The organism is Streptomyces kronopolitis (assembly GCF_014646275.1).
GTDB lineage: Bacteria > Actinomycetota > Actinomycetes > Streptomycetales > Streptomycetaceae > Streptomyces > Streptomyces kronopolitis.
The window spans coordinates 50,460-73,468 of the sequence record NZ_BMND01000023.1; the positions used below are offsets into that span (position 1 = coordinate 50,460).

The 23,009-nt window shown below is 71.8% G+C and carries 19 protein-coding genes; 4 read left to right on the forward strand and 15 right to left on the reverse strand.

Annotated elements, in window-relative coordinates; all coding sequences use genetic code 11:
* Positions 1 to 100: 100 nt before the first annotated feature.
* The 5 genes from cysS to IEY78_RS23155 all read right to left on the reverse strand — a co-directional run bounded on the left by cysS (position 101) and on the right by IEY78_RS23155 (position 4,350).
* Positions 101 to 1,492: a cysteine--tRNA ligase gene (cysS, locus tag IEY78_RS23135; protein ID WP_189101238.1), complete on the reverse strand. Its 1,392-nt coding sequence runs from the start codon at positions 1,490 to 1,492 to the stop codon at positions 101 to 103.
* Between the two features lie 124 nt (positions 1,493 to 1,616).
* Positions 1,617 to 2,021, reverse strand: a complete 405-nt coding sequence (locus tag IEY78_RS23140) for a PPOX class F420-dependent oxidoreductase (RefSeq protein WP_189101240.1) — start codon at positions 2,019 to 2,021, stop codon at positions 1,617 to 1,619.
* 128 nt (positions 2,022 to 2,149) lie between these two features.
* Positions 2,150 to 2,674, reverse strand: a complete 525-nt coding sequence (gene ispF, locus IEY78_RS23145) for a 2-C-methyl-D-erythritol 2,4-cyclodiphosphate synthase (protein WP_189101242.1) — start codon at positions 2,672 to 2,674, stop codon at positions 2,150 to 2,152.
* Positions 2,661 to 3,407, reverse strand: coding sequence for a 2-C-methyl-D-erythritol 4-phosphate cytidylyltransferase (gene ispD, locus IEY78_RS23150; RefSeq protein ID WP_189101244.1), 747 nt, complete (start codon positions 3,405 to 3,407; stop codon positions 2,661 to 2,663). The genes ispF and ispD overlap by 14 nt, the downstream gene beginning before the upstream one ends.
* Before the next feature lie 460 nt (positions 3,408 to 3,867).
* The gene (locus IEY78_RS23155) at positions 3,868 to 4,350 is read right to left on the reverse strand and encodes a CarD family transcriptional regulator (protein ID WP_003953493.1); all 483 of its coding nucleotides are present in this window, start codon (positions 4,348 to 4,350) and stop codon (positions 3,868 to 3,870) included.
* 852 nt (positions 4,351 to 5,202) lie between these two features.
* Between IEY78_RS23155 and IEY78_RS23160 the strand changes: the two genes are divergently transcribed.
* Complete coding sequence (locus IEY78_RS23160; protein ID WP_189101246.1) at positions 5,203 to 5,838, forward strand: copper chaperone PCu(A)C domain-containing protein; 636 nt, start codon at positions 5,203 to 5,205, stop codon at positions 5,836 to 5,838.
* A gap of 114 nt (positions 5,839 to 5,952) precedes the next feature.
* Here IEY78_RS23160 and phoP read toward each other — a convergent pair whose 3' ends face one another.
* A complete protein-coding gene (gene phoP, locus IEY78_RS23165) occupies positions 5,953 to 6,624 on the reverse strand; it encodes a two-component system response regulator PhoP (RefSeq protein WP_465270440.1) in 672 nt (223 codons plus the stop codon).
* 5 nt (positions 6,625 to 6,629) lie between these two features.
* Entirely contained in the window at positions 6,630 to 7,952 is a 1,323-nt protein-coding gene (gene phoR / locus IEY78_RS23170; protein ID WP_189101247.1) for a two-component system sensor histidine kinase PhoR, read from the reverse strand.
* A gap of 530 nt (positions 7,953 to 8,482) precedes the next feature.
* On the opposite strand from phoR, the gene phoU reads away from it, so the two are divergent.
* On the forward strand, positions 8,483 to 9,163 hold the full coding sequence (gene phoU, locus IEY78_RS23175) for a phosphate signaling complex protein PhoU (RefSeq protein WP_189101249.1): 681 nt from the start codon (positions 8,483 to 8,485) through the stop codon (positions 9,161 to 9,163).
* 441 nt (positions 9,164 to 9,604) lie between these two features.
* Here phoU and IEY78_RS23180 read toward each other — a convergent pair whose 3' ends face one another.
* From IEY78_RS23180 to mshA, 5 genes are all read right to left on the reverse strand, one after another.
* The gene (locus tag IEY78_RS23180) at positions 9,605 to 9,853 is read right to left on the reverse strand and encodes an SCO4226 family nickel-binding protein (protein WP_189101251.1); all 249 of its coding nucleotides are present in this window, start codon (positions 9,851 to 9,853) and stop codon (positions 9,605 to 9,607) included.
* A 659-nt stretch (positions 9,854 to 10,512) separates the two neighbouring features.
* Entirely contained in the window at positions 10,513 to 11,274 is a 762-nt protein-coding gene (locus tag IEY78_RS23185) for a phosphoglyceromutase (RefSeq protein ID WP_189101253.1), read from the reverse strand.
* Between the two features lie 155 nt (positions 11,275 to 11,429).
* Positions 11,430 to 11,720 carry a hypothetical protein gene (locus tag IEY78_RS23190; protein WP_189101255.1) on the reverse strand — a complete coding sequence of 97 codons (291 nt, stop codon included), beginning with the start codon at positions 11,718 to 11,720 and terminating at the stop codon, positions 11,430 to 11,432.
* Positions 11,721 to 12,624: 904 nt separating this feature from the next.
* Positions 12,625 to 13,128: a type III secretion system chaperone family protein gene (locus IEY78_RS23195; RefSeq protein WP_189101257.1), complete on the reverse strand. Its 504-nt coding sequence runs from the start codon at positions 13,126 to 13,128 to the stop codon at positions 12,625 to 12,627.
* Positions 13,121 to 14,491: a D-inositol-3-phosphate glycosyltransferase gene (mshA, locus tag IEY78_RS23200; protein WP_189101259.1), complete on the reverse strand. Its 1,371-nt coding sequence runs from the start codon at positions 14,489 to 14,491 to the stop codon at positions 13,121 to 13,123. The genes IEY78_RS23195 and mshA overlap by 8 nt, the downstream gene beginning before the upstream one ends.
* 279 nt (positions 14,492 to 14,770) lie before the next feature.
* Between mshA and IEY78_RS23205 the strand changes: the two genes are divergently transcribed.
* Positions 14,771 to 15,604: a class I SAM-dependent methyltransferase gene (locus IEY78_RS23205; RefSeq protein ID WP_189101261.1), complete on the forward strand. Its 834-nt coding sequence runs from the start codon at positions 14,771 to 14,773 to the stop codon at positions 15,602 to 15,604.
* Positions 15,605 to 15,643: 39 nt separating this feature from the next.
* On the opposite strand, the gene IEY78_RS23210 is transcribed toward IEY78_RS23205, so the two are convergent.
* Complete coding sequence (locus tag IEY78_RS23210; RefSeq protein WP_189101263.1) at positions 15,644 to 16,540, reverse strand: helix-turn-helix domain-containing protein; 897 nt, start codon at positions 16,538 to 16,540, stop codon at positions 15,644 to 15,646.
* A gap of 207 nt (positions 16,541 to 16,747) precedes the next feature.
* Here IEY78_RS23210 and IEY78_RS23215 point away from each other — a divergent pair, with 207 nt between their 5' ends.
* Entirely contained in the window at positions 16,748 to 17,755 is a 1,008-nt protein-coding gene (locus tag IEY78_RS23215) for an aldo/keto reductase (RefSeq protein WP_189101265.1), read from the forward strand.
* A 54-nt stretch (positions 17,756 to 17,809) separates the two neighbouring features.
* On the opposite strand, the gene IEY78_RS23220 is transcribed toward IEY78_RS23215, so the two are convergent.
* Together IEY78_RS23220 and IEY78_RS23225 are read right to left on the reverse strand one after the other, a co-directional pair.
* The gene (locus tag IEY78_RS23220; protein ID WP_189101266.1) at positions 17,810 to 19,477 is read right to left on the reverse strand and encodes a hypothetical protein; all 1,668 of its coding nucleotides are present in this window, start codon (positions 19,475 to 19,477) and stop codon (positions 17,810 to 17,812) included.
* Positions 19,478 to 19,556: 79 nt separating this feature from the next.
* Positions 19,557 to 22,991, reverse strand: coding sequence for a hypothetical protein (locus IEY78_RS23225; protein ID WP_229700130.1), 3,435 nt, complete (start codon positions 22,989 to 22,991; stop codon positions 19,557 to 19,559).
* Positions 22,992 to 23,009: the final 18 nt, after the last annotated feature.

Consider the following 23,009-nt stretch of genomic DNA (forward strand, 5'->3'; position numbering starts at 1 on the left):
CGTCTCGCGACGTGGAGTGGGTACGTACGTATGGAATGAGTGTCGCCCGAGGCCACCGGGACGGTCGAATCCGGGTGGCCTGCGAAGGGCGGGAGGGGGGTCAGGACAGCGACCACCGGGGGCCGGCGGGGGTGTCCTCGATGGCGAGTCCGGACTGCTGGAGCTGGTCGCGGATGGCGTCGGCGGTGGCGTAGTCCTTGCGCGAGCGGGCGGCCTGGCGCTGTTCGAGGACCAGGCGGACCAGCGAGTCGACCACGCCGTGCAGGTCCGTGCCGCGGTCCGTGCCGCCGGACCAGCTCTCGTCGAGCGGGTCCAGGCCGAGCACCCCGAGCATCGCGCGCAGCTCGGCCAGCCGGGCCACCGCCGATTCCTTGTCGTCGGCGGTCAGCGCGGAATTGCCCTGCCGGACGGTGGTGTGCACGATCGCCAGCGCCTGCGGGACACCCAGGTCGTCGTCCATCGCCTCGGCGAAGGCCTGCGGCACCTCGGCCGCCGGCTCGACGGGGCCGGTCTTCTCGACGACCCGCTGGACGAATCCCTCGATCCGCGCGAACGCGGACTCGGCCTCGCGCAGCGCTTCCTCGCTGTACTCGATCATCGAGCGGTAGTGCGGGGTGCCCAGGTAGTAGCGCAGCACGATCGGGCGCCAGCGCTTGACCATCTCCGAGACCAGCAGGGAGTTGCCCAGCGACTTGGACATCTTCTCGCCGCTCATGGTCACCCAGGCGTTGTGGGTCCAGTACGCGGCGAAGTCGTCACCGAAGGCCTTGGCCTGGGCGATCTCGTTCTCGTGGTGCGGGAAGATCAGGTCGATGCCGCCGCCGTGGATGTCGAACGCCGCGCCCAGGTACTTGTGCGCCATCGCCGAGCACTCCAGGTGCCAGCCGGGACGGCCGCGGCCCCAGGGGGTCTCCCAGCTGGGCTCGCCCTCCTTGGCGGCCTTCCACATCGCGAAGTCGCGCGGGTCCCGCTTGCCGGTCTCCCCCTCGCCCGAGGGCTGGCGGAGGTCGTCCAACTCCTGGTTGGACAGCTGGAGATACCCCGGGAAGGACTTCACGTCGAAGTAGACGTTGCCGTCGGCTGCGTAGGCGTGACCGCGCTCGATCAGGCCGCGCATCATCTCGATCATCTCGGGGATGTGGCCGGTGGCGCGCGGCTCGTAGGTCGGGCGCAGGCAGCCGAGGGCGTCGTAGGCCGCGTTGAAGGCGACCTCGTTCTCGTAGCCGATCGCCCACCACGGGCGGCCGTGCTCGGCCGACTTCTTGATGATCTTGTCGTCGATGTCCGTGATGTTGCGCACGAACGTCACGTCGTAGCCGCGGTAGGCGAACCAGCGGCGCATGATGTCGAAGTTCAGCCCCGACCTGATGTGCCCGATGTGCGGGGCGGCCTGCACGGTGGCACCACACAGGTAGATCGAGACACAGCCCGGCACGAGCGGGGTGAAGTCGCGAATCTGCCGGGCGCTGGTGTCGTACAGGCGAATCGTCACGGAACCAGGGTAGTCGGAACGAGGCAGTGCCCCGCGACCCACGGGGCCGCGGGGGAAGGGAACGGCGACAGCCGTCCGATTCGCCGGAAGTGTCCGGCGGGGAGCGGCGGGACCGGCGCCGCCGTCAGATGCTGCCGACCACCTTGCGCGGGGTCACCCGCACGACGACCCGCGGGGCGTCGCCGGACGAGGCGGGGTTGAAGTCGGCGTACGGCTTGCCGGTGTACTTCCGCGACAGCTCGTCGATCAGCTCCTGGCCGCCCTCGGTGGTGAGCTCGGCGGCACCGCGCACCTCGGCGTAGGTGTACGGCGCGTCGAAGGGCTGGATGACGACGGAGACGCGGGGGTCGCGCCGGAGGTTGGCCTCCTTGCGGCGGCCGAGGGTGGTGGAGAACAGCAGGTCGTCGCCGTCCCGCTTCACCCAGACCGGGGACACCTGCGGACTGCCGTCGGGCTGGATCGTGGCCACGGTCACGAAGACCGGGGAGTCCAGGAGCTGCTTGAGGTCGTCGGACAGGCTGGCGGTCACGAGGGGTCCTTCCTGCGGGCGCTTCCGGTGGGCACGAACACTTCGATCCTCCCCCAACAGCCGTGCGACGCCCGGAATTCCCGCGCCATCCGGGCGAATCCGGGCGCCGCCGCGCGCCTCGCGGGGCGTCAGGCCGTACGGAAGACCAGCGCGGTGGCGATCGCGGCCAGGCCCTCGGCGCGGCCGGTCAGCCCCAGCCCGTCCGAGGTCGTCCCGGAGACCGAGACCGGCGCCCCGACGGCCGCCGAGAGCGCCTTCTGCGCCTCGTCCCGCCGCTTGCCGACCTTCGGGCGTACGCCGATGACCTGCACCGCGACATTGCCGATGGTGAAGCCCTCGGCCCGGACGATCCGCGCGGCCTCGGCCAGCAGCGTCACGCCGGAGGCGCCGGACCACTCGGGGCGGCCGGTGCCGAAGTGAGCGCCGAGGTCGCCGACGCCGGCCGCCGAGAACAGCGCGTCGCAGGCGGCGTGCGCGACCACGTCGCCGTCGCTGTGGCCGGCCAGGCCGTATCCGTCGCTCTCCGCGGCGTCCCACAGCAGCCCGGCGCACCAGAGCTCGCGCCCCTGCTCGAAGGCGTGCACGTCCGTGCCGACGCCGACGAGGGGCAGCACGGGGGCGGGGTGGGACGCGTTCTGCTCAGACATAGCCATCGGTGGCCCTCCTGCGGGCGAGTACGGCCTCGGCCAGGACCAGGTCCAGCGGCCGGGTCACCTTGAACGCCTCCTCGTGGCCGGGGACGACCACGACCGGCGAGCCGAGCCGTTCGACCAGCCCGGCGTCGTCCGTGGCGCCCTCGCCCTCGACGACGGTGTCGTGCGCCTTGCGCAGGGTCGTCAGGTCGAAGCCCTGCGGGGTCTGCACGGCCCGCAGCAGGGACCGCTCCGGGGTGCCGACCACCGGCTCGGGCGTGCCGGCCGGCTGCGGGTCGACCTGCTTGACGGTGTCCGCCAGCGGCAGCGCGGGGACGACGGCCGGCGCACCGGCCCGTACGGCGGCGACCACCGCGTCGACCGTCTCGGCCGGCACCAGCGGCCGCGCGGCGTCGTGCACCAGCACGACCTCGATGGTGTCCGGGAGCGCCGCCAGACCGAGCTGCACGGATTCCTGGCGGGTCTGCCCGCCGGGGACGACCACGAGGTCGGTGCGCTCGGCGAGCGGGTGCTCGTGCAGCAGGCGGCCGACCTCGGTGGCGCCGTCGGGCGGGGCGACCACCACGATGAGCGAGACGGCACGGGAGGCGGCCATCGCGCGGACGGCGTGCACCAGCATGGGGGTGCCGCCGAGGGTGCGCAGGGCCTTGGGAGTGCCGGGACCGAGCCGGACACCGCGGCCGGCGGCGGGAATCACCGCGGCGGTGCGGACCGGGCGGGAAGGATCTGACATCGATGACTCCGGAGTCCGGGGCGAGCCCGGAATTGACGCAGACAGGTTTGTTTCCTCGGGCGGGGTGGGTATGGCCTGAGCGTGCCCCCGGCTCCTGGAGCGCGGGGGAGTGCCGGGCGCGACGCCTCGACCGGACCCTTCCGTGACACGGTCGAGACAGCTGCCCGGGCCCGGCACGCCACAGCGAGTCGGCGGTCCTCGGCAAGGTTCATGAATGCGTTCATGAACCGCAGTTCGCCAGCGGACAACAGCAGATATGCCGCAGCGCCCGGCAACAGACCACTCCGCTGAGGAAGCGGTCGTTACTCGGGCACCGCGGCATTACTACGTCGGCATTGCTATGTCGTCGCTGCGTCGGCCACTTCGCCGGCGGACGCGTGACCCACGCATGCATGACCTCACACGCTTGACCCACACACAGCGTTGTCAGGCAGGCCGCGTCGTCAGGCGGACCGCGTCGTCAGGACGCGAGCACCTCGTCGAGCAGGGCCTCGGCCTTGTCCTCGTTGGTGTTTTCCGCGAGAGCGAGTTCGCTCACCAGAATCTGGCGTGCCTTTGCGAGCATGCGCTTCTCACCGGCGGAAAGCCCGCGCTCACGCTCACGCCGCCACAGGTCGCGCACCACTTCGGCAACCTTGATCACATCGCCGGAAGCGAGCTTCTCGAGATTTGCCTTGTAGCGACGGGACCAGTTCGTCGGCTCTTCGGCATACGGTGCGCGGAGCACCTCGAAGACCCGGTCCAGCCCGTCCTGACCAACCACGTCGCGTACGCCGACGAACTCCGCATTGTCCGCTGGCACACGAACAGTCAAGTCGCCCTGGGCGACCTTCAGCACCAAGTAGGTCTTGTCCACGCCTTTGATCTGGCGAGTTTCGATGGCCTCGATCAGCGCGGCCCCGTGATGGGGATAGACCACGGTGTCGCCAACCTTGAACGTCATGTGACAGGTACCCCTTCCGTGGCTATCCATGCTAACACGGGAACGGGCCGTTCTGAATGGCGTTTTCGCAGGTCAGGGCATATCTCGGGGCTTGACAACAGTAACCGGAACGTGCTGCGAGGGGCCTCCGGGGAGAGGTATTCGCAGGTCGGAGGGGCTGCACGGGTGACTCGAAACACGCCCGTCACACACCGCGAGGGCGCCGTTCGAGGGGCTGAACGTCCCGTTTTGCGCAGATCCAGATGAGCGAGTTCCGCTACTCCGTTCGGCTGCTCGGAGACCTCTCACGGGCGATTCTCGAATTGATCACCACGTGGCGGCCGAAGCGTGTGATCAATTCCGCGAGGCCTTCACATTCCCTGCGAATACTGCTTTTCGCCGAGGGAACCTGCCGGGCGCCACCCGAACGGCCGCTGGTCGGAATTTCGGCCACGTTCTCGGTGCGCGTTCTCGGGGTGCGGCCGGATCTGTGCGCCGAGGTGTGCGCCCTCGGCGTGCCGTTCCGCGGCCCGTTGCGCGTGCCGTTGCGCGTGCCGTCGCGGAGAGCCCGTTGTCCGGTCCGTTCCGCGGCGGTGTGCGCGGTGGTCGGCTTTGCGCCAGTGACCGGGGATGCGCCCGTGGTTGCGGGGGCGGAAACCGGACGCGGGCGGCGCCGGCGGGCCGCTGATCGCGCTGGGGGCGGGTCGGGTGCGGCGGCGTGAGGACGGCTCGGTAACCTAGCGGCGCTGACACACCCTTAGGGCGGCTTTACGCACCCGTCGTCATGACGCGTACGCAGTGCCGCCCCAGCCGTCCATCCGCGACCGGGCACGAAGTTCGGCCGCCGTAGCTCGTCAAGGAGATGCCGCCGCCGTGAGCCGCAGCCTTCGACGCGGCGTCCTCGCCGCCACCGTCCTTTCGCTCTCGATCGCCACGCTGTCCGCGTGCGGGGCCGGGAACGACGCCCAGACGCTGGAGGTCAAGCCGGACAACGCCGCGACCTCCGTCGGCGACATCAAGATCCAGAACGCGACCGTCATCACGCAGCCGGACGTGAACGCCAAGGGTCCGGCCGCGATTTCCGCGACGGTGTTCAACACCGGTGCCAAGGACCAGAAGCTGACCGCGATCTCCGTCGACGGCACCGGCCAGTCGGCCAAGCTCACGCCGGGTTCCGGCAAGGGCCCGGTCACCGTGCCCGCCGGCGGCTCCATCGTGCTCGGCGGCAAGGGCGACGCCTCGGCCGTCCTGGCCAGCGGCCGGGAGGCCGTCAAGGACGGGAACGCCCAGCCGCTGACGTTCACCCTGAGCACCACCGGCAAGGTCAAGATCAACGCCTATGTGGTCCCGGCGAAGAGCTACTTCGCGGGCTACGGGCCCTCCCAGCTGCCGCAGCCGTCCGGTTCGCCGTCCCCGTCGGGCTCCGGCAAGCCCTCGGCGTCGGGCAAGCCGTCGGGTGCGCCCGGCGCGTCCGGCAAGCCCTCGCAGTCCGCGGGCAGCGGTCACTGACACCGGCTCGCACGAACCACGCCAGGGGCGCCTCTCCGGTCCGGAGAGGCGCCCCTGGCGCGTACGGCGGCCCGCACGCCGGGCGGGCGGCGGTGCGGGCCTCTCAGGCCGTCTCTACGGCTCGAACTTGTAGCCCAGGCCGCGGACCGTGACGAGGTAGCGCGGTGCGCCCGGGTCGGGCTCGATCTTGGCGCGCAGCCGCTTGACGTGCACGTCCAGGGTCTTGGTGTCGCCCACGTAGTCGGCGCCCCAGACCCGGTCGATGAGCTGCATGCGGGTCAGCACCCGGCCGGCGTTGCGCAGCAGCATCTCCAGGAGGTCGAACTCCTTGAGGGGCAGGTCAACCTTGCCGCCGGAGACCGTGACGACATGGCGGTCCACGTCCATCCGGACCGGACCGGCCTCCAGCGCCTGCGGGGTGACCTCCTCCGGCTCCCCGCGGCGGCGCAGCACGGCGCGGATGCGGGCGACGAGTTCGCGGGAGGAGAAGGGCTTGGTGACGTAGTCGTCGGCCCCTATCTCCAGACCGACGACCTTGTCGATCTCGCTGTCCTTGGCGGTCACCATGATGACCGGGACGTTGGAGCGGCCGCGCAGCTGGCGGCACACCTCGGTGCCGGGCAGGCCGGGCAGCATCAGGTCGAGGAGGACGAGGTCGGCGCCGTTGCGCTCGAATTCGTCCAGTCCGTCGGGGCCCGTGGCCGCGATGGCGACCTCGAAGCCCTCCTTGCGGAGCATGTAGGACAGTGCGTCGCTGAACGATTCCTCGTCCTCGACGACAAGCACTCGGGTCACGGAAGGACCTCCGGGGCTGGGTGAGCAGGGAGTGGATCGTTGAAGGTCTCGTACGGGCGGTCCTCGTCGTCGAGGCCCTCCGCGGAGAGGTCGGCGGGGCGTTCGCGGTCGCGTCCGGCCCCGGCTTCCGGGAGACGGAGGGTGAAGGTCGAGCCTTGTCCCTCAGCGCTCCACACCGTGACCTCCCCGCCGTGCGAGGCGGCCACATGCTTGACGATGGCGAGACCGAGGCCGGTGCCGCCGGTGGCGCGCGAGCGCGCCGGGTCCACACGGTAGAACCGCTCGAAGATGCGGTCCCGGTCCCTCTCGGATATCCCGATGCCCTGGTCGGTCACCGCGATCTCGATCAGGTCGCCGCCGGGGGCGGAGACCCGCCGGCCGGCGATCCCGACGCGGGTGCGCGCCGGGGAGTAGTTGACGGCGTTCTCGACGAGGTTGCCGAGGGCCGCCGCGAGCTGGCCGCGGTTGCCCCAGATGCTCAGGTCGGCGGGGCCGCCCCCGGGCCGTGCGCCGCCGGTGCGGGCGGCGGATCCGTCGGGGCCGCCGATCGACGTGGCCATGGTGATCTGCTTCGCGCCGGCCTGCTGGCGGCAGCGGTCGATCGCCTCGGCGACCAGTTCGTCGACCCGGACCGGCTCGGCGTCCTCCAGCGGGTCGTCGTTCTGCACCCGGGAGAGGTCGATGAGCTCCTGGACGAGGTTGGTCAGGCGGGTGGCCTCGTTCTGCATCCGGCCGGCGAAGCGCTCGACGGCCTCGGGGTCGTCGCTGGCGTCCATCACGGCCTCGGAGAGCAGCGAGAGCGCGCCGACGGGCGTCTTGAGCTCATGGCTGACGTTGGCGACGAAGTCGCGGCGGACCGCTTCTATCCGGCGGGCCTCCGTGAGGTCCTCGACCAGCAGCAGGACCAGCCGGGAGCCGAGCGGGGCGACTCTGGCGGAGACCGCGAGCGCCTCGCCGCGGCCGGTGCCGCGGCGCGGCAGATCCAGCTCGACCTGGCGTATCTCGCCGTCCCTGCGGGTGTCACGGGCCATCTGCATCATCGGCTCGACGGCGAGCTTGCCGCCGCGGACCAGCCCGAGGGCGTAGGCGGCGGAGCTGGCCTTGACGACGGCGTCGGCCTCGTCGAGCACCACCGCGGAGGAGCGGAGCACCGACAGCACGGTGTCGACCCCGGGCGGCAGCACGGCGTCCGTGTGCAGCGAGGTGCGGGTGGGTTTGGCCTGGTCGCGTTCGCTCCAGCGGAACGCCAGCATGGCGAAGACGCCGGTACACAGGCCGGCGATCGCTGCCACTGCGGCAACGGCCGCGTCCACGTTCATGACTCCAGGTTATGCGCCGGGTCGGACACTTCCCCAGGGGTGCGGGACGGTGCCCGGACACACGTCGCCCAGAGTTCACCGTGGCGTCCGCGCTGGTTCACTCCGGGGGCCGGGGGCGGGCGGGCGGCTGCCGGCCGGGTGTCCCTTGGGGATACGGCACGCGAGCCCCGCCCCGACGGAGTGTGGCCAGGTGAACCGGGCGGCCGGCCCGGTGGCGGGGGATGCGTCGCCCAGAATTCACCTTCACGTCGGTGCCGGTTCACTCCCGGTGGGACCGCAGGTCGCGCGGTGCCCGCAGGGTGAGGGTGCGGGTGCCGGATCCCTTCCGCACCGCCGCGCGCCCGGACACCCGGAGTGACCGCCCTGCGACGGCCTCCCGGCCGCACGGGTTCCGCGGAGTGGTTGCTCCGTGGACCATCGCCTTTCTGGGGATGCGGCTCGCGCGGGCACAGACCGTGAGAGCGTGGGCAGAGGTTCAGCTGTACCCGTCCACCTCCCACACCACCACTCGATCCGAGAGAAGGTCACAGATGCGGGACGCGTACCACGAGGAGCTTGATTCGATCGGCGAGGGCCTGGTCGAGATGGCCCGGCTCGTCGGCTCCGCGATCGGGCGCGCCACCACGGCGATTCTCGACGCGGACCTCAAGCTGGCCGAGAACGTCATCGCCGCCGATGAGAAGGTCGACGACCTCCAGCGGGATCTGGAGGCGCGGGCGATCGCCCTGCTGGCGCGGCAGCAGCCGGTCGCCACCGACCTGCGGATCGTCGTCACCTCGCTGCGGATGAGCGCCGACCTGGAGCGCTCGGGCGACCTGGCCCAGCACGTGGCCAAGCTGGCCCGGCTGCGCTTCCCGGAGACGGCCGTTCCGCAGGATCTGCACGCCACCATCCTGGAGATGGGGCAGCTGGCGCAGCGCCTGATGGCCAAGGCCGCCGAGGTCATCATCACCAAGGACGTCGACCTCGCGCTGCAGCTGGAGCAGGACGACGACGCGATGGACATGCTGCACCGCACCCTCTTCCAGCACCTGATGGACGACCGCTGGAAGCACGGCATCGAGACGGCCGTGGACGTGACCCTGCTGGGCCGCTACTACGAGCGCTTCGCCGACCACGCGGTCTCGGTCGCCAAGCGGGTCGTCTACCTGGTGACCGGCGAGCACGCCGACGAGATCGCCTCGTCTGCGGCGGCGGTGGAGGGCGCCTGACCGCGGCGGCGGGCGAGGGGGACGAGCCGCCGGGCGAAGTGAGCGGGTCCGCTTCCCGCGCCCGGCGTGCGCGGTGGACGTGTGCCTCCACGCGCCGTTGACGCGCCTGGTCACCCGGGCATGCAATGGGCACCAGGTGACCCCTAGGAGGCAATGCATGGCACCCATGGCGGACTCCCGAAACCCCGTGCCCCACGGCGCCCCGGCGGCCGTCGAGCGCCCGCGGCTCCCGCTGCTCGGCGCCTGCGGCTGCGGCCCCGGCTGCAGCTGCGGCTGCCAGTCGGGCGGGCCGTGCCAGTGCGGCGGCAGCTGCTAGCGACCCGACGGCACAGCGCGACGGCGGCCCCGACCGGTTGATCCTCCGGTCGGGGCCGCCGCTTTTGCCGCCGTGGTGACGCCGCCCGGGGGGGTCGGCTCACCGGTCGCGGCGGTAGGTCCGCGTCACAGGCTGAGCGGCACCTGATGGATCTCGTCGGCCTTGTGGCCGGCGCGCTCGTGGACGCGCTGGACGGCGTCCGCCGAGGGCCCCTCCGACAGGCAGAAGACGTCGCCGGAGTCGGGGTCGGCCCAGGCGTGCTCGAAGTGCACGCCCTCCTGGGACTCGATGGCGAGGTCGGCCTGGTGCGCCGCGTTCAGCTGCTCGGCCGTGAGGCCCTCCATACCGCGGTGGATGTCCATGAACTTGGGCATCTGTCTCATCCTCCAGATTGCGGACATGTGCCCCTCTTCCATGCTGCCCCCACCCGCCGGGTCGCGCTGTCGCGAGGGTGGATCAGCACCCGGCGGCCACCCGAGCCCGACCGGCAGCGAGCCTTCCACCTGCGGGGGTGCCGCCGGCGGGGCAAAGTGCCCCATGTTTGGTGCTGACTTCGTCCTCCGCTCTTGGCAGTCTGAGACTCAAGGCGCCAAGTCGCAGCAGGAGATCGGGAAATGTACCCCGCGTGGTACGGACTTCCCGTCTGCCGGCGGGCAGCCTGGTACCGGGCACCCGCCCGGATAGGGGCCTCTGCTCCCAGGGAAGCCCTGGTGGCCGACTCGAGGAGGCAGCTCTATGAGGTGGCTGGCCGTAGGGTCTGGATCTGTCGTTGTCGCACTGTTCGTGCTGCGCATGGTCCTCCACCAGGTGCAGGCCTTTTGTGAGGATGCAGCTGTGGCTGTCCGTGCGTGGCGTGAGCTTGTACGTGTGGTGAGCGAACGTCGCCCCTGACCTCAGCCGATGACGGCCCGCTACGTCCACGCCCGCATGTGCGGCGGATGCTTGAGCCATTCATGGCCCAGAAGCGGCCCAGCTACAGCAAAAGGCCCCCGTCCCGCAAAGAAGTTGCAGGTCGGGGGCCTTCTGGGGCGTGCTACTTCTTCTTTCCCTGGTTCTTCACTGCCTCGATGGCGGCCTTGGCGGCCTCCGGGTCGAGGTAGGTGCCGCCGGGGGTGACCGGACGGAAGTCGGCGTCCAGCTCGTAGGCGAGCGGGATGCCGGTGGGGATGTTCAGGCCGGCGATGTCCTCGTCGGAGATGCCGTCGAGGTGCTTGACCAGGGCGCGCAGGCTGTTGCCGTGGGCGGCGACCAGGACCGTCTTGCCGGCGCGGAGGTCCGGGACGATGCCGTCGAACCAGTACGGGAGCATCCGGACGACGACGTCCTTGAGGCACTCCGTCCGCGGGCGCAGCTCGGGCGGGAGGCCGGCGTAGCGCGGGTCGGAGAACTGGGAGTACTCGGCGTCGCGGTCGAGCGCCGGCGGCGGGGTGTCGTACGAGCGGCGCCAGAGCATGAACTGCTCCTCGCCGAACTCGGCCAGGGTCTGCGCCTTGTCCTTGCCCTGGAGCGCGCCGTAGTGGCGCTCGTTCAGGCGCCAGCTGCGGTGGACCGGGATCCAGTGGCGGTCGGCCGCCTCCAGGGACAGCTGCGCGGTGCGGATGGCGCGCTTCTGGAGCGAGGTGTGCACCACGTCGGGGAGCAGGCCGGCGTCCTTGAGCAGCTCTCCGCCGCGGACTGCCTCCTTCTCGCCCTTCTCGTTGAGATTGACGTCCACCCAGCCGGTGAACAGGTTCTTCGCATTCCACTCGCTCTCGCCGTGGCGGAGGAGGATCAGCTTGTACGGTGCGTCGGCCATGGCGTCGAGCGTAATCGAATCCCCGTCGGGGCCATGCGGGGGTCCAGGACCTGGGCTTTTGCGGCGACAGAACGCCGCCGGGACCCTGTCACGGGCCCCGGCGGCGTACCGCGCGGCTCAGCGCCTCAGTCGGTCACGAGGCGGCGGGAGTCGGTTCAGCGGAAGGAGTGCGCCATCGCTCCGCCGCCGGTGTGGATGCCACCGATCGGACGGTAGTGACGGTGGTGGTGACGACGGTGGTGGTGGTGCCTGCACTTGTGGTGGTGGCGACCCCAGCGGTGGTCGTCATCGCCTCTCCGGTGCTCGTCGTGACGGTAGCTCGACGCCGAGTACCCACCGTCCGTCTCACGGCCCTCGGCCGCGGACGAGGCGAGTGCGGTGGGAGCGGTGACCGCGAACACCGCGGTGATCACGGCTGAGGCGAACAAGGTACGGGCAGTGCGCATAGGAGAGTTCCTTTCTGCCTACTGCGAAGGGAGACACAGCGTGGGCCATCTGCATCACAGTAGTGATATGACCCACAGTCAGCCTTTATGTCACGTTTCCTCCGGCGGATGCTTACCCCACGAGCGAAGGGCTGGGCTTTCCGGGTGGACTGGGGGCGTATTTGACCCATCAGGCCCAACGGCGCGCCGGGTTGGGGTTTGAGGCGGGTGTGGGGCATGCGTGGTGGCGGGGCGGTAGACCGGCCGGGCCGAGGGTGGCCGGGCGGTGGGCGGACGGGCGGTGGGCGGTGGGCGGCCGGGCAGCGAGCGTCGGACTGTGGGCGTCCTGATGTGGCGTCGGCCCGTGGCCTCCCTGACGGCCCCTCATATGCGGTCGGCGCCCACTCGCTCCCTTGCACCCCCTTCAGAATTCCTTCAGGAATTCAGGACCTCTTCAGGAATTCAGAAATCCTTCAGATAAAGGGCCTTGGGGGTGCCGGATCCGGCTAGGAGGGGGGCGATAAATAACCCGCCGCATTCAGCGTGTTACCGAAAGAAACACTTGCGAGTAATTGACGGATCTTGCTTCAAATGGGCGATATTCCGGTGTTACGGTTCTGGCGAACTCCTGGCCGAGGTGCACATCGGCCGTTCAGACGTGGCGTACCCCGGAGGCGCCCCGGTGCGTATGGCGGTGCCTGGACGGAGGACAGGGGTTTTTCCGGGGATGGGGCACACGGCTCGATCCCTGCACAGAAAGGAACGCGGACATGGACTGGGTCAACTCCCTCGTCTCCACCATCGGCCCGATCATTTCCAGCCTGGTGACGCACTTCCTGGGCTAGGAATTTAAAGGCCGGGAGCCTGGAGGGTTTCCCGGTAGCAGGAGTGTGGGGCGGGATATCCCGCCCCACACTTCTCGTTTTCAGCCCTCCGGCTGTGTGCGGCCCCGGGTCAGGTGCGTGAAGGCGTCCAGATTGCGGGTGGATTCGCCGCGGGAGACGCGCCAGTCGTATTCCTTGCGGATGGCGGTGGCGAAGCCCATTTCGAGCAGGGTGTTGAAGCTGCCGTCGGCGTTCTCCAGGACCGTGCCCAGGAGGCGGTCGAGTTCGTCGGGGGTGACCGCGGCGAGCGGGAGTTTGCCGACGAGGTAGATGTCGCCGAGCTTGTCGATGGCGTAACTGACGCCGTACAGGCGGGTGTTGCGCTCCAGCAGCCAGCGGTGCACGGCCGCGTGGTTCTCGTCGGGGTGGCGTACGACGAAGGCGTTGAGGGAGAGGGAGTGCTTGCCGACGATGAGCGAGCAGGTCGTGGACAGCTTGCGGGTGCCGGGGAGTTTGACGACATAGGTGCCGCCGGTGGGGCTCTCCCATTCCAGGCCGGCGTCGTCCAGGGCCGCCTCGATCACCACGCGCGCGTCATCAGCCATGCGGTGATCGTAGGTGACGGCGCTGCTCCTGCATCGCGGCGGTGTACACCTCGGCGGTCGCCGCGGCGGCGGTGTCCCAGCCGAAGGACTGGGCGTGCCGGGCGGCGTCGGTGCCCATGCGGGCGGGCAGCGCCGGGTCCGCGAGGAAGCGGCGCAGGGCGCGGGCGTAGTCGGCGGGGTCGTGGCCGGCGACGAGGAAGCCGCTGACGCCGTCGCGCACGGCCACCGGCAGGCCGCCGACCGCAGCCGCGACCACCGGGGTGCCGCACGCCTGGGCCTCGATGGCCACCAGCCCGAAGGACTCGCTGTACGAGGGCATGACCAGCACGGATGCGGCGCGGTACCAGTCGGCGAGCTGTTCCTGGCCGACCGGCGGGCGGAACTGCACGAGATCGGCGACGCCGAGCCGGGCGGCCAGCTTCTGCAGGCCCTCGGGCTTGGCCAGCCCGCTGCCGCTGGGGCCGCCGACGACGGGCACCACCAGCCGGGAGCGCAGCGAGGGGTCCTCGTCGACCAGGGCGGCGACCGCGCGCAGCAGGATGTCGGGGGCCTTCAGCGGCTGTATGCGGCCGGCGAAGAGCGGGATGACCGCGTCCTGCGGCAGGCCGAGGCGGGCGCGGGCGGCGGCCCGGCTCTCGGCGACCTCGCCGCCGGTGGGCCGGAAGCGGTCGAGATTGACGCCGGGGTGCACCACCGCGACCTTGCCGGGCTCGGCCTCGTAGTGCCGCACCAGCTCGTCGGACTCCTCGGCGGTGTTGGCTATCAGCCGGTCCGCGGCGCGCACGATCTGCGTCTCGCCGATGACCCGGGCGGCCGGTTCGGGGGTGTCGCCGGCGGCGAGCGCGGCGTTCTTGACCTTGGCCATGGTGTGCATGGCGTGCACCAGCGGGGCGCCCCAGCGCTCCGCGGCCAGCCAGCCGACATGGCCGGACAGCCAGTAGTGGGAGTGGACCAGGTCGTAGTGGCCGGGGCGGTGGCCGGCCCAGGCCTGCATCACGCCGTGGGTGAAGGCACAGAGCTGCGCGGGCAGCTCCTCCTTGGCCAGGCCCTCGTACGGACCGGCGTCCACGTGCCGTACGAGGACGCCGGGGGCGAGTTCGACGGTGGGCGGGAGGGTGCCGGTGGTGGCGCGGGTGAAGATCTCCACCTCGATGTTGATCGAGGCGAGCTTTTTGGCCAGCTCGACGATGTAGACGTTCATGCCGCCGGCGTCGCCGGTCCCGGGCTGGTGCAGCGGGGAGGTGTGGACGCTGAGCATCGCCACCCGGCGCGGGCGGCGGGGCGCTCCCGGCAGGCGCAGCCGCGGCTGGCCCGCGAACTGGCCATGGGGACGGCCACGGAGCCGGGACACATATGGGCTCACGTCGAGCTACCTCCTAGGCGGGGCGGGCGGCGCGCCTCCGACCCCGTCCAACAACAGACCCGGGCCATCCATTTCCGTCCCGGGCGCTCCGGCCGCACTTTGCCAAAGCGTGACCAAGTGTGCAGCGGGAGGACGCCGGGGAGCCGCCGGGCGGAGGGGCCGGGAGGCTTGGGCGGAGGGGCCGGGGGCCTCGGCAGAGAGGTCTGGGGACCTCACCGCAGGGGCGCCGGGAGGCCTCCGCGGGCGGGGCGCGCCCCGCCACCCCATACTCTCGACGGCATGGCCCGCCGCCCCTCCGTCTCCGCCGCCCCGGCGCCCGCACCGTCCCGACCCGTCGGAAACGCCACCCGCGGGACCACCAACCCCAACCGACTGCGCCGCATGGACCGCTGGATAGCGGCCGAACACGGCGCCGTGCTGCGCCGCGCCGCCGACCCCGTGGCGGTCGACCTGGGCTACGGCGCGGCGCCCTGGACCGCGGTCGAGCTGCTCGGCCGGCTGCGGACGGTCCGGCCGGACGCCCGGGTCGTCGGCGTCGAGATCGACCCGGCCCGGGTCGAGGCCGCCCGGTCCTACGAGCGGCCCGGGCTGGACTTCGTCCACGGCGGCTTCGAGGTACCGCTGCCCGGGCAGCGCGGCGGGGCGCCGGTCCTCATCCGGGCGGCGAACGTGCTGCGGCAGTACGACGAGGACGCGGTGGCCGCCGTGTGGCGGCGGCTGTGCGCGCGGCTGGCACCGGGCGGGCTGCTGGTCGAGGGAACGTGCGACGAGGTCGGGCGGCGGCACGTGTGGGTGGCGCTGGGTCCCGAGGGGCCGCGCACGGTCACCTTCGCGGCCCGGCTCGGCTCCCTGCGGGCCCCCTCCGACCTGGCCGAACGCCTGCCGAAGGCGCTGATCCACCGCAATGTCCCGGGCGAGGCGGTGCATGCCTTCCTGCGGGACTTCGACCGCGCCTGGGCCGCGGCGGCCCCGCTCGGCACGCTGGGCGCCCGCCAGCGGTGGCGCGCCGCCGTCCAGGCGCTGGCCGCGGACTGGCCGCTGGCCGGCGACCCCCGGCGCCGCCGCCAGGGGGAGGTCACGGTGCGGTGGGAGGCCCTGGCCCCCAGGGGCTGAGCCTGCTGCTTCCCCCGGGGCGTGCCCCAGGGGCGTGCCCTACGGGGTGCCGTCCGCCCCCGCGGTGGCCACGGTCCGCCGCTCCCCCGCCACCCGCTCCCCCAGCTCCCGCAGCCGCTGCTCCGTCTGCGAGCCGCGCGGGGCGGTGTACGTCACCAGGGCCTGGTCGGGGTCGGTGCTCAGCCGGAAGCTTTCGAAGGTGATCAGCAGCTCGCCGACGTGCGGATGCAGGATGCGCTTGGTGCCGCGCAGGCACTCGTACACCGTCTGGGTCTCCCACAGCCGGCGGAAGTCCGCGCTGTGGTCGAGGAGTTCGCCGACCACGGCGCAGATCCGCGGGTCGTCGGGGTGCCGGCCGCTGTCGGCCCGCAGATTGCCGACCACCTCCAGGGCCTTCGCCTCCCAGTCCGGGTGCAGGGCGCGCGCCACCGGGTCGAGGAAGACCAGCAGCGCGGTGTTCCGCCGGTCCGGGGCGAGCGCCGCCAGGTCGAAGGCGAAGCGGCCGCCCAGCGCGTTCCAGGCCAGGATGTCCAGGCCGCGGCCGACGACCATGGCCGGGACGGTGGTGTCCATCGCGTCCAGCAGCTGCTGGATCTCCGGGCGCACGGTCTGCCCGGGGCCGACGGTTCCGGCCCCGTCGGACGCGCCGGGACGCCGCGGCACGGCGATGTTGCGCAGATACGTCACCTCGCCGCCGGTCAGCCGCAGCGCCCGGGCGATGGCGTCCAGCACCGCGTCCGAGATGGCGTGCGCGCGGCCCTGCTCGATCCGGGTGTAGTAGTCGACGCTGATGCCGGCGACCTGGGCGACCTCCTCGCGCCGCAGCCCGCGCACCCGGCGCCGGTTCACCCCGCCGGGCAGGCCCAGCTCGGCCGGGTCGAGCGCCGCGCGGCGCGCCTTGAGGAACGAGCCGATCTCGATTTCCGCGTACAGCATCGGTCCAGTATGCGTCGCGCAGCCGGTTGGGTGGTTCCGCCGGACCCGGGCTGTAGCGGGCCTGGTGCGCTCCGTGTACGCAGCGCAAGGTGGTGGGTACACGGCTCGGGGGCGCCCCGGAGACGGCCCGGACCGCACCCGCGGCGGACGGGCCGCCCCGGCGCACGCCCCCGAGCGACCCCTGACACCTCGCACAAGGAGCGGCTCATGCGGCGCAGGATCCTCGGCGGCACCGGCATCTCGGTCAGCGAGTACGCGCTCGGCGCGATGATGCTCGGCGCCTGGGGCAACACCGACCACGACGAGTGCGTGCGGCTGGTGCACCGCGCGCTGGACGCCGGGATCAACTTCGTCGACACCGCGGACGTGTACGCCGCGGGCGAGTCCGAGGAGATCGTCGGCAAGGCGCTCCAGGGCCGCCGCGACGATGTCGTACTGGCCACCAAGTTCTTCAACTCGATGGGCCCGGACGCCAACCACGGCGGCAACTCCCGGCGCTGGATCGTCCGCGCGGTGGAGGACAGCCTGCGCCGCCTGGGCACCGACCACATCGACCTCTACCAGGTGCACCGGCCCGACCCGGCCACCGACATCGACGAGACCCTGTCCGCCCTCTCCGACCTCGTACGGTCCGGCAAGGTGCGGGCGATCGGCACCTCGACGTTCCCCGCCGAGCAGATCGTCGAGGCCCAGTGGACCGCCGAGCGCCGCGGCCACGAGCGCTTCCGCACCGAGCAGCCGCCCTACTCGATGCTGGCGCGCGGCGTGGAGAACGCGGTGCTGCCGACCGCGCAGCGCTACGGCATGGGCGTGCTGACCTGGGGGCCGCTCAGCGCCGGCTGGCTGTCCGGCCGTGACCTGTCGGCGAGTTCACGGGCCGGGCTGGAGACCCAGAAGTTCGACCTCGCCGTCCCGGAGAACGCCCGGAAGGCGGAGGCGGTACGGGCGCTGTCGGCGGTCGCGGACGAGGCGGGGCTGCCGCTGCCGCACCTGGCGACCGCGTTCGTCCGCAGCCACCCCGCGGTGACGTCCGTGATCATCGGCCCACGCACCCTCGACCAGCTCGACAGCATGCTGGCGGGCGCGGACACCACCCTCGACGCGGACGTCCTGGACCGGATCGACGCCATCGTCCCCCCGGGCACGGACCTCAACCGCGCCGACAACTACTACACGCCGCCGGCCGTCGGGGACGCGTCGCTGCGGAGGCGGTGAGGGCGGCGGGAGCCGGGCCGGTCCCGGCGGCCGAGCCGGCCGCCGGGACCTCGCTCACCTCGGCGACGGCTCCGTTTCGGGGGCCGCCGGGGCGTCCGACGTGAAGGTCTCCAGGGCCTCTGCCCCGTCCGACCCGTTCTGCTCCTCGTGCTCGGCGATCTCGGCCGCTGTGGCCAGCGCCAGGTTGGGGCCGCCGCCGAGCGGGGTCCAGTACACGGCGAAGTAGCCGTCCGCTACACCACCGGGGAGCTGGGTGTTGTCGAGGGACACCTTGACGGTGCCGCCCTTGGCGACGGGGACGGACATCTGGCTGTTCGCCTGCCGCGAGCCGTGGAAATGCGCCTGCGGCACGGAGATCCCGCGTGTCACGCCGGCCGTGGTCGCATACGCGGTGAAGTACGCGTTGAGCTCTCGCCACGTGTTGTTGGTCGTGGACTGCAGGCACGTCAGAGCGAGGGTGAGGAACCCGTCGCCGTTCGCCCGGTAGGTGGTCTCTCGAAAACCGTGCCTGATGTAGTTGGAATGGAGCGCCTGCGCGCCGTTCTTGATGATGCCGACGGTGCCGTAGGCGTTGAGGTTGGTTCCCGCGGCGGTGTCCAGGCGGCCCGTCTTGAGCCACAGGTACCCGTCGGCCCCGGGATCGACGGTGACGTTCTTGGTCGTCGTGGCCCCGTTGAGCGCGGTGGTGCCGGCGACCGTGAACTTGCTCAGGACATTGACCTCGCGTCCCTCGGTGGAGAGGGTCAGCCGCCCCCCGATCGCGAGCGACCCGTAGGAGCCGCTGCCCTCAATGGTTCGGACGTGCAGGGTGTTTGCGGTGTTGACCGTGAGGTCCTTGGTGGTAGTGGCACCGGTGAGGTTGGCGGTGCCGGCGACCGTGAGGTTCTTGGTGCTGGTGGCGCCGTTGAGCTGGGCGGCACCGTGGAGCTGCGTGGTGCCGTGCACGATGAGGTTGCCGATCTCCAGGTCCGGTTTGAGGACGGACACCTGGGCGGACAGGATCCGCACCACGGGGTTCGAGGCGTCGCCGGTGGTGCCCCGGAGGTAGAACGTGGTGTCCGACTTGACGTTGGTGATCCGCTTGGTGGTGTCCTTGGTGACATCGAGATTGGTGTCGCCGTACAGCAGCTCATAGGTGGCGTTGGCGGAGCGCTCCCAGGTCAGCGTGACATCGCCGCCGTTGTTGATGACCAGCGGCGTACAGATGAGGTTGCGCAGGTAGAAGTCCGCCGGGAATTTGCCCACGTTGAACGCGACGGTCCTGGACTGGAAGGCGCTGGAGCCGGTACGGGAGCTCTCGGTGATGGTGATCGGCGAGGTGCCGACCTTCCGGTTCACCGGGATCTCGGAGAGCTGGATGGTGAATCCGGTGTCCGGGCCGATCGGCGCATGGCCGGCCGACGGGGAGAAGACGAACTCCTTCGCGGCGGCGTCCAGTCGGGCCGTCCAGCCGGACAGGCTGATCCGCGGGGTGACCTTGGCCAGGTCCGTGGCGAGGTCCGGCGACATCGGGCCGGCCGGGACCTTGACCCGGATCCACTGCACATCCGCCGGCGTCCCGCTGTGCCGTGACCCGACGATGTGCAGCTCCCCCCGCTCCTCGGGCGCCTGGGGGTTCTCCGGTGACGCCTTCAGCGGGTCGGGGCTGGTGGTGAGGGTGTACGCGAGCAGGGGTTCGTTGGCGGTGGGGTCTGCGGTGCGGGTCGGGGAAACCAGGGCCATGGAGTGCTCCTTCAACCGTCGGGGGCCGCGCCGCCCTCCGCCGAGGAGGGGAGCGGCGCGGCCGGGGTGCTGAGGCGGCTCAGCGGTCGGTGCGGCTGTGCGCGGCGGCGTCGTCGAGGGTGAGGAAGCCGGAGCGGAGTTCGGGCGGGGCCAGCGGCAGGTCGTACGGGTCCTGGCTGAGGACCGGGAGTTCCTCCCAGGCGCGACCCCGCTTCTCGGTCCAGGTCCAGATGCCGACGACGCCCGCCGGGGTGGGCATCAGCACGGTCTCCTCGACCTCGTCCCGGGCGCCGCGCAGTCCGGTGGTGGCGGCCAGCAGGGGCCCGGTGCGGAAGTTCACCGTCATCCGCGCAATGGCCCGGTCGGTGAAGTCCTGGGGGACGAAGACGCGCTTGGTGGCGAGGATGTCGGTGGTGGCGTGCACGGCGGCGCGCGGATCGAGCAGCACGGTGGCGACGGCGGTGCGGTGGTCGCCGAAGGTGAGGCGCAGGCTGGGGGCGTCGCCGACCGGCCGCAGATAGCTGCCGCCGCCCTCGGCCGGGTCGATCACCGTCTCGAAGTGGTCGTAGTCGTCGTCGAGGACGTATCCGACGAGGCCGTCGTCGGTCTGCCCGGCCTCGCCGAGGCGGATCGCCCAGGCGTAGTCCGGCAGGTCCTGCGGCGGCGGGTCGAACAGCGCCTGCCAGCTGACGTCGGTGCGCAGCGGGCCGTGCAGGTCCATGGTCAGCCGGGTGCGCACCAGGGCGAGCGGCCGGCCCAGGAAGAAGCCGAGGCCGGGGTCGGCGGGGCCGTCCGGGTCGATGGTCTCCAGGGTCCGGTCGACCGTGGCCCGGAACGCGTCGAAGGTCTGCGGGCCGCGGCTGCGGACCGCGTTCAGCAGGTCGTAGGCGTGCCGGGAGCGGGCCCGCAGCTGCTCGAAGTCGGTGACCTCCGAGCCGGGCAGCACCGACCAGGAGACCTCCTTCCGCCCGGCGGTGTTCAGCGTCACCCGCAGTTCGCCGAGCGCCGCGCCGTCGGCCGCGTACACGACCAGGGAGCTGTCGAGGCGGTTGTGCAGCAGCCATGCGCAGACGGGGTTGGCGCCGGGGGTCAGGTCGATGTCGTCGTCGCCGGTGGCGGACAGGAAGTCGAAGCGCAGGCGGGCGGGCTGGAGCAGGCGCGGGCCGAGTTCGACGAGGCGGCCGCTGTCGTAGCCGCTGACCGGGTGGGCCGGCCGCATGGTGCGGGCCCTCTCGGGGCGGAAGTGGCCGGGGTTGTCGATCAGGTTGACGGCGCGTCCGAACCGGTCGACGACGGCCAGATCGAGGAAGGCCAGCTGCCCGGCGCGCAGTTCCTGGAACGTCGAGGGGGGCCATTCGTCCCAGTCGCTGGCGGGCAGGCCGCCGGGGTCCGGTGGCGGGTAGTCGCCGTTGCCGATGAGCGCGGCGGTCTCCCCGGTGGGCTGGAGGCCGGAGAGCGGCCGGCGTTGGGCGAGGGCCGCGCCGAATCCGTCCAGGGTCTGGGAGAGCAGGTCGCGTTCCCGTGCGCCGGAACGTACCCGGTGGACGGTGTCGGCGGGGAGGTCCGCGCGGAGGCGGGCGTAGCTCTCCAGGGCGCCGTCGAAGGCGTGGCCGGCGGCGGGGGCGAGCATCTGCCGTCCGGAGACGACCAGGGGGGTGCCGGGTTCGCCGGTGCCCTGCCACTGGTAGCGGGAGCGTTCGATGAACGCCCAGTGGTCGGTGTCGCCCTCGCGGAACGGCAGCGGGAAGTACTCGGCCTTCCACAGCAGGTACAGCGGTTGCCAGGGCATGCGCCACGCGGCGGTGCCGTGGGCCGGCAGGGTGCCGGTGACCTCGCTGATCGCGCCGGTCTTTCGGGCCCGGTCGAGGATGAGGAACTCGCTGAGCAGGGCCGGGAAGCAGGCGGGCAGGTGGCTGAGGTCGACCTGCCGGGCGACCCCGGCGACCTCGGCGGTGGTGATGCCCGAGGCGCGGGTGACCAGCCGGTCGGGGGTGCGGCACGGCAGGGGCGTGTCCCGGGTGAGCGGGGCGTGCAGATGGGCGCCGTCGAGGGCGAGGACCGGGTCGGCGCTGTAGTCGTAGTCCTGGGCGGGGACGCGGATCAGCCGGCGGGCGGCGCGCGGCCCGTGGTCGGGGTAGAGGGCGGCGGTGCGCGCGGCCAGCTCGTCCTCGGTCCTGCCCCAGGGCACCGTGCGGCGCTGTTCGGCGAGCCGGCGGGCGAGGGCGGTGACCTGGCCGGCGGCGCCCTCGGGGTCCGCGAGGTCGAGTTCGGCACCGATCCGGTCGCGGAACTCGTCGGACTGGCGAGGCAGTTGGCTCAGCCACCACAGGTGGTAGAGGCGCTCCCGGGCGGCGTCGAGCGCGGCTTCGGTGGCGTCGTGCTCTTCCTGGCGGCGGTTGAGGGCGGCGACGGTGTCGGCCTCGGCCGCCCGGGCCGCGGGTGAGGCGGGTGCGGGGTCGTCGCCGCGTTCGCCGATGAACCAGCGGTAGCCGCCCGGGACCGGGCCGAAGGCGGCGTCGTGGGCGCGGCGGTCGGTGAGGAGGTCGGCCTCGGGGCGGTCGCGTTCGTCGAGGGCGTCGATGCCGCCGAGCAGGAAGGCGCGGAAGAGCTCCGCCTCCTGTGCGTCGAAGGCGCCGTCGCCGTCGGCCTGGGTGCCGATCTCGGCCGCCGCCTCGGCCACGCTGTTGGCGACGATGGCGGTGACGTCCTCCCGGCGGGGGCAGTCGGATTCCGGGACCGGGCCGGTGAGGTCCCAGTCCAGACCGAGCACGGTTCCGGTGTGGACGGAGATGCGGATGCCGCTGCCGGAACCGGGGGGCCTGGTCCACCCCAGGCGGTCCAGGAGGGCGGTGAGGTCGTCGGTGCCGGCGAGGATGTCGCTGTCCGGGTCGGCGTACCAGCCGGCGACGAAGTAGCTCAGCCGCTCCTTCTCCGGCACCCCCTCCAGCGTGTCGTGCAGGGAGAACACATTGGTGTTGTACGGCTGGAAGACGGCGAAGGTGGGCAGGCCGGGGCCGATGGCGGTGAGGAAGGGCGGGTGCGGGGCGGCCGGTTCGCGCCAGGGGCCGGTGAGTTCGTGGCACTTGCCGATCAGGGTGGCGGACGGCTCGTCGCTGTCCGGGTCCTGGAAGGAGACGGTGCCGTCCATCGGGTCGAGGTAGTCGCTCTCGACGACCCAGGCTGTCAGCGCGCGGGTGCCGTCGGTGTGGCGGACGACGAGCCAGCGGTTGGGGACGAGCGGGAAGTCGCCGACGCCCTCCTCCTCGTCGTGCCGGCCGCGGGTCAGCGCGGCCGGCAGTTCCCACTGGAGGTAGACGCCGAGCCGGTCCTCGCGGCCGGTCCATTCCTCGGCGCCGGCGAACGGCTCCGGCTCGGGCGCGACGCCGTCGCCGATGTCCTTGAAGTTGGCGATCCAGCGGTTGATCACGTGCTCACGGCCGGTGTCGCGGGTCTGGCGGTTGACGGCCAGCGCGGCGACCTCGACCGGTACGACCAGGGTGGTGTCCACGGACATGGTCCGGTGGTCCTTTCG

Bases quoted from the DNA above. Each gene is read 5' to 3' on its own strand.
- IEY78_RS23195 (WP_189101257.1), bottom strand. From the start codon at position 13,128: ATGGCTGATGACGCGCGCGTGGTGATCGAGGCGGCCCTGGACGACGCC.
- IEY78_RS23215 (WP_189101265.1), top strand. From the start codon at position 16,748: ATGCGGCGCAGGATCCTCGGCGGCACCGGCATCTCGGTCAGCGAGTAC.
- ispD (WP_189101244.1), bottom strand. From the start codon at position 3,407: ATGTCAGATCCTTCCCGCCCGGTCCGCACCGCCGCGGTGATTCCCGCC.
- IEY78_RS23220 (WP_189101266.1), bottom strand. From the start codon at position 19,477: ATGGCCCTGGTTTCCCCGACCCGCACCGCAGACCCCACCGCCAACGAA.
- IEY78_RS23190 (WP_189101255.1), bottom strand. From the start codon at position 11,720: ATGCGCACTGCCCGTACCTTGTTCGCCTCAGCCGTGATCACCGCGGTG.
- IEY78_RS23180 (WP_189101251.1), bottom strand. From the start codon at position 9,853: ATGCCCAAGTTCATGGACATCCACCGCGGTATGGAGGGCCTCACGGCC.
- IEY78_RS23225 (WP_229700130.1), bottom strand. From the start codon at position 22,991: ATGTCCGTGGACACCACCCTGGTCGTACCGGTCGAGGTCGCCGCGCTG.
- IEY78_RS23205 (WP_189101261.1), top strand. From the start codon at position 14,771: ATGGCCCGCCGCCCCTCCGTCTCCGCCGCCCCGGCGCCCGCACCGTCC.
- phoR (WP_189101247.1), bottom strand. From the start codon at position 7,952: ATGAACGTGGACGCGGCCGTTGCCGCAGTGGCAGCGATCGCCGGCCTG.
- ispF (WP_189101242.1), bottom strand. From the start codon at position 2,674: ATGGCTATGTCTGAGCAGAACGCGTCCCACCCCGCCCCCGTGCTGCCC.
- IEY78_RS23210 (WP_189101263.1), bottom strand. From the start codon at position 16,540: ATGCTGTACGCGGAAATCGAGATCGGCTCGTTCCTCAAGGCGCGCCGC.
- IEY78_RS23185 (WP_189101253.1), bottom strand. From the start codon at position 11,274: ATGGCCGACGCACCGTACAAGCTGATCCTCCTCCGCCACGGCGAGAGC.
- IEY78_RS23155 (WP_003953493.1), bottom strand. From the start codon at position 4,350: ATGACGTTCAAGGTTGGCGACACCGTGGTCTATCCCCATCACGGGGCC.
- phoU (WP_189101249.1), top strand. From the start codon at position 8,483: ATGCGGGACGCGTACCACGAGGAGCTTGATTCGATCGGCGAGGGCCTG.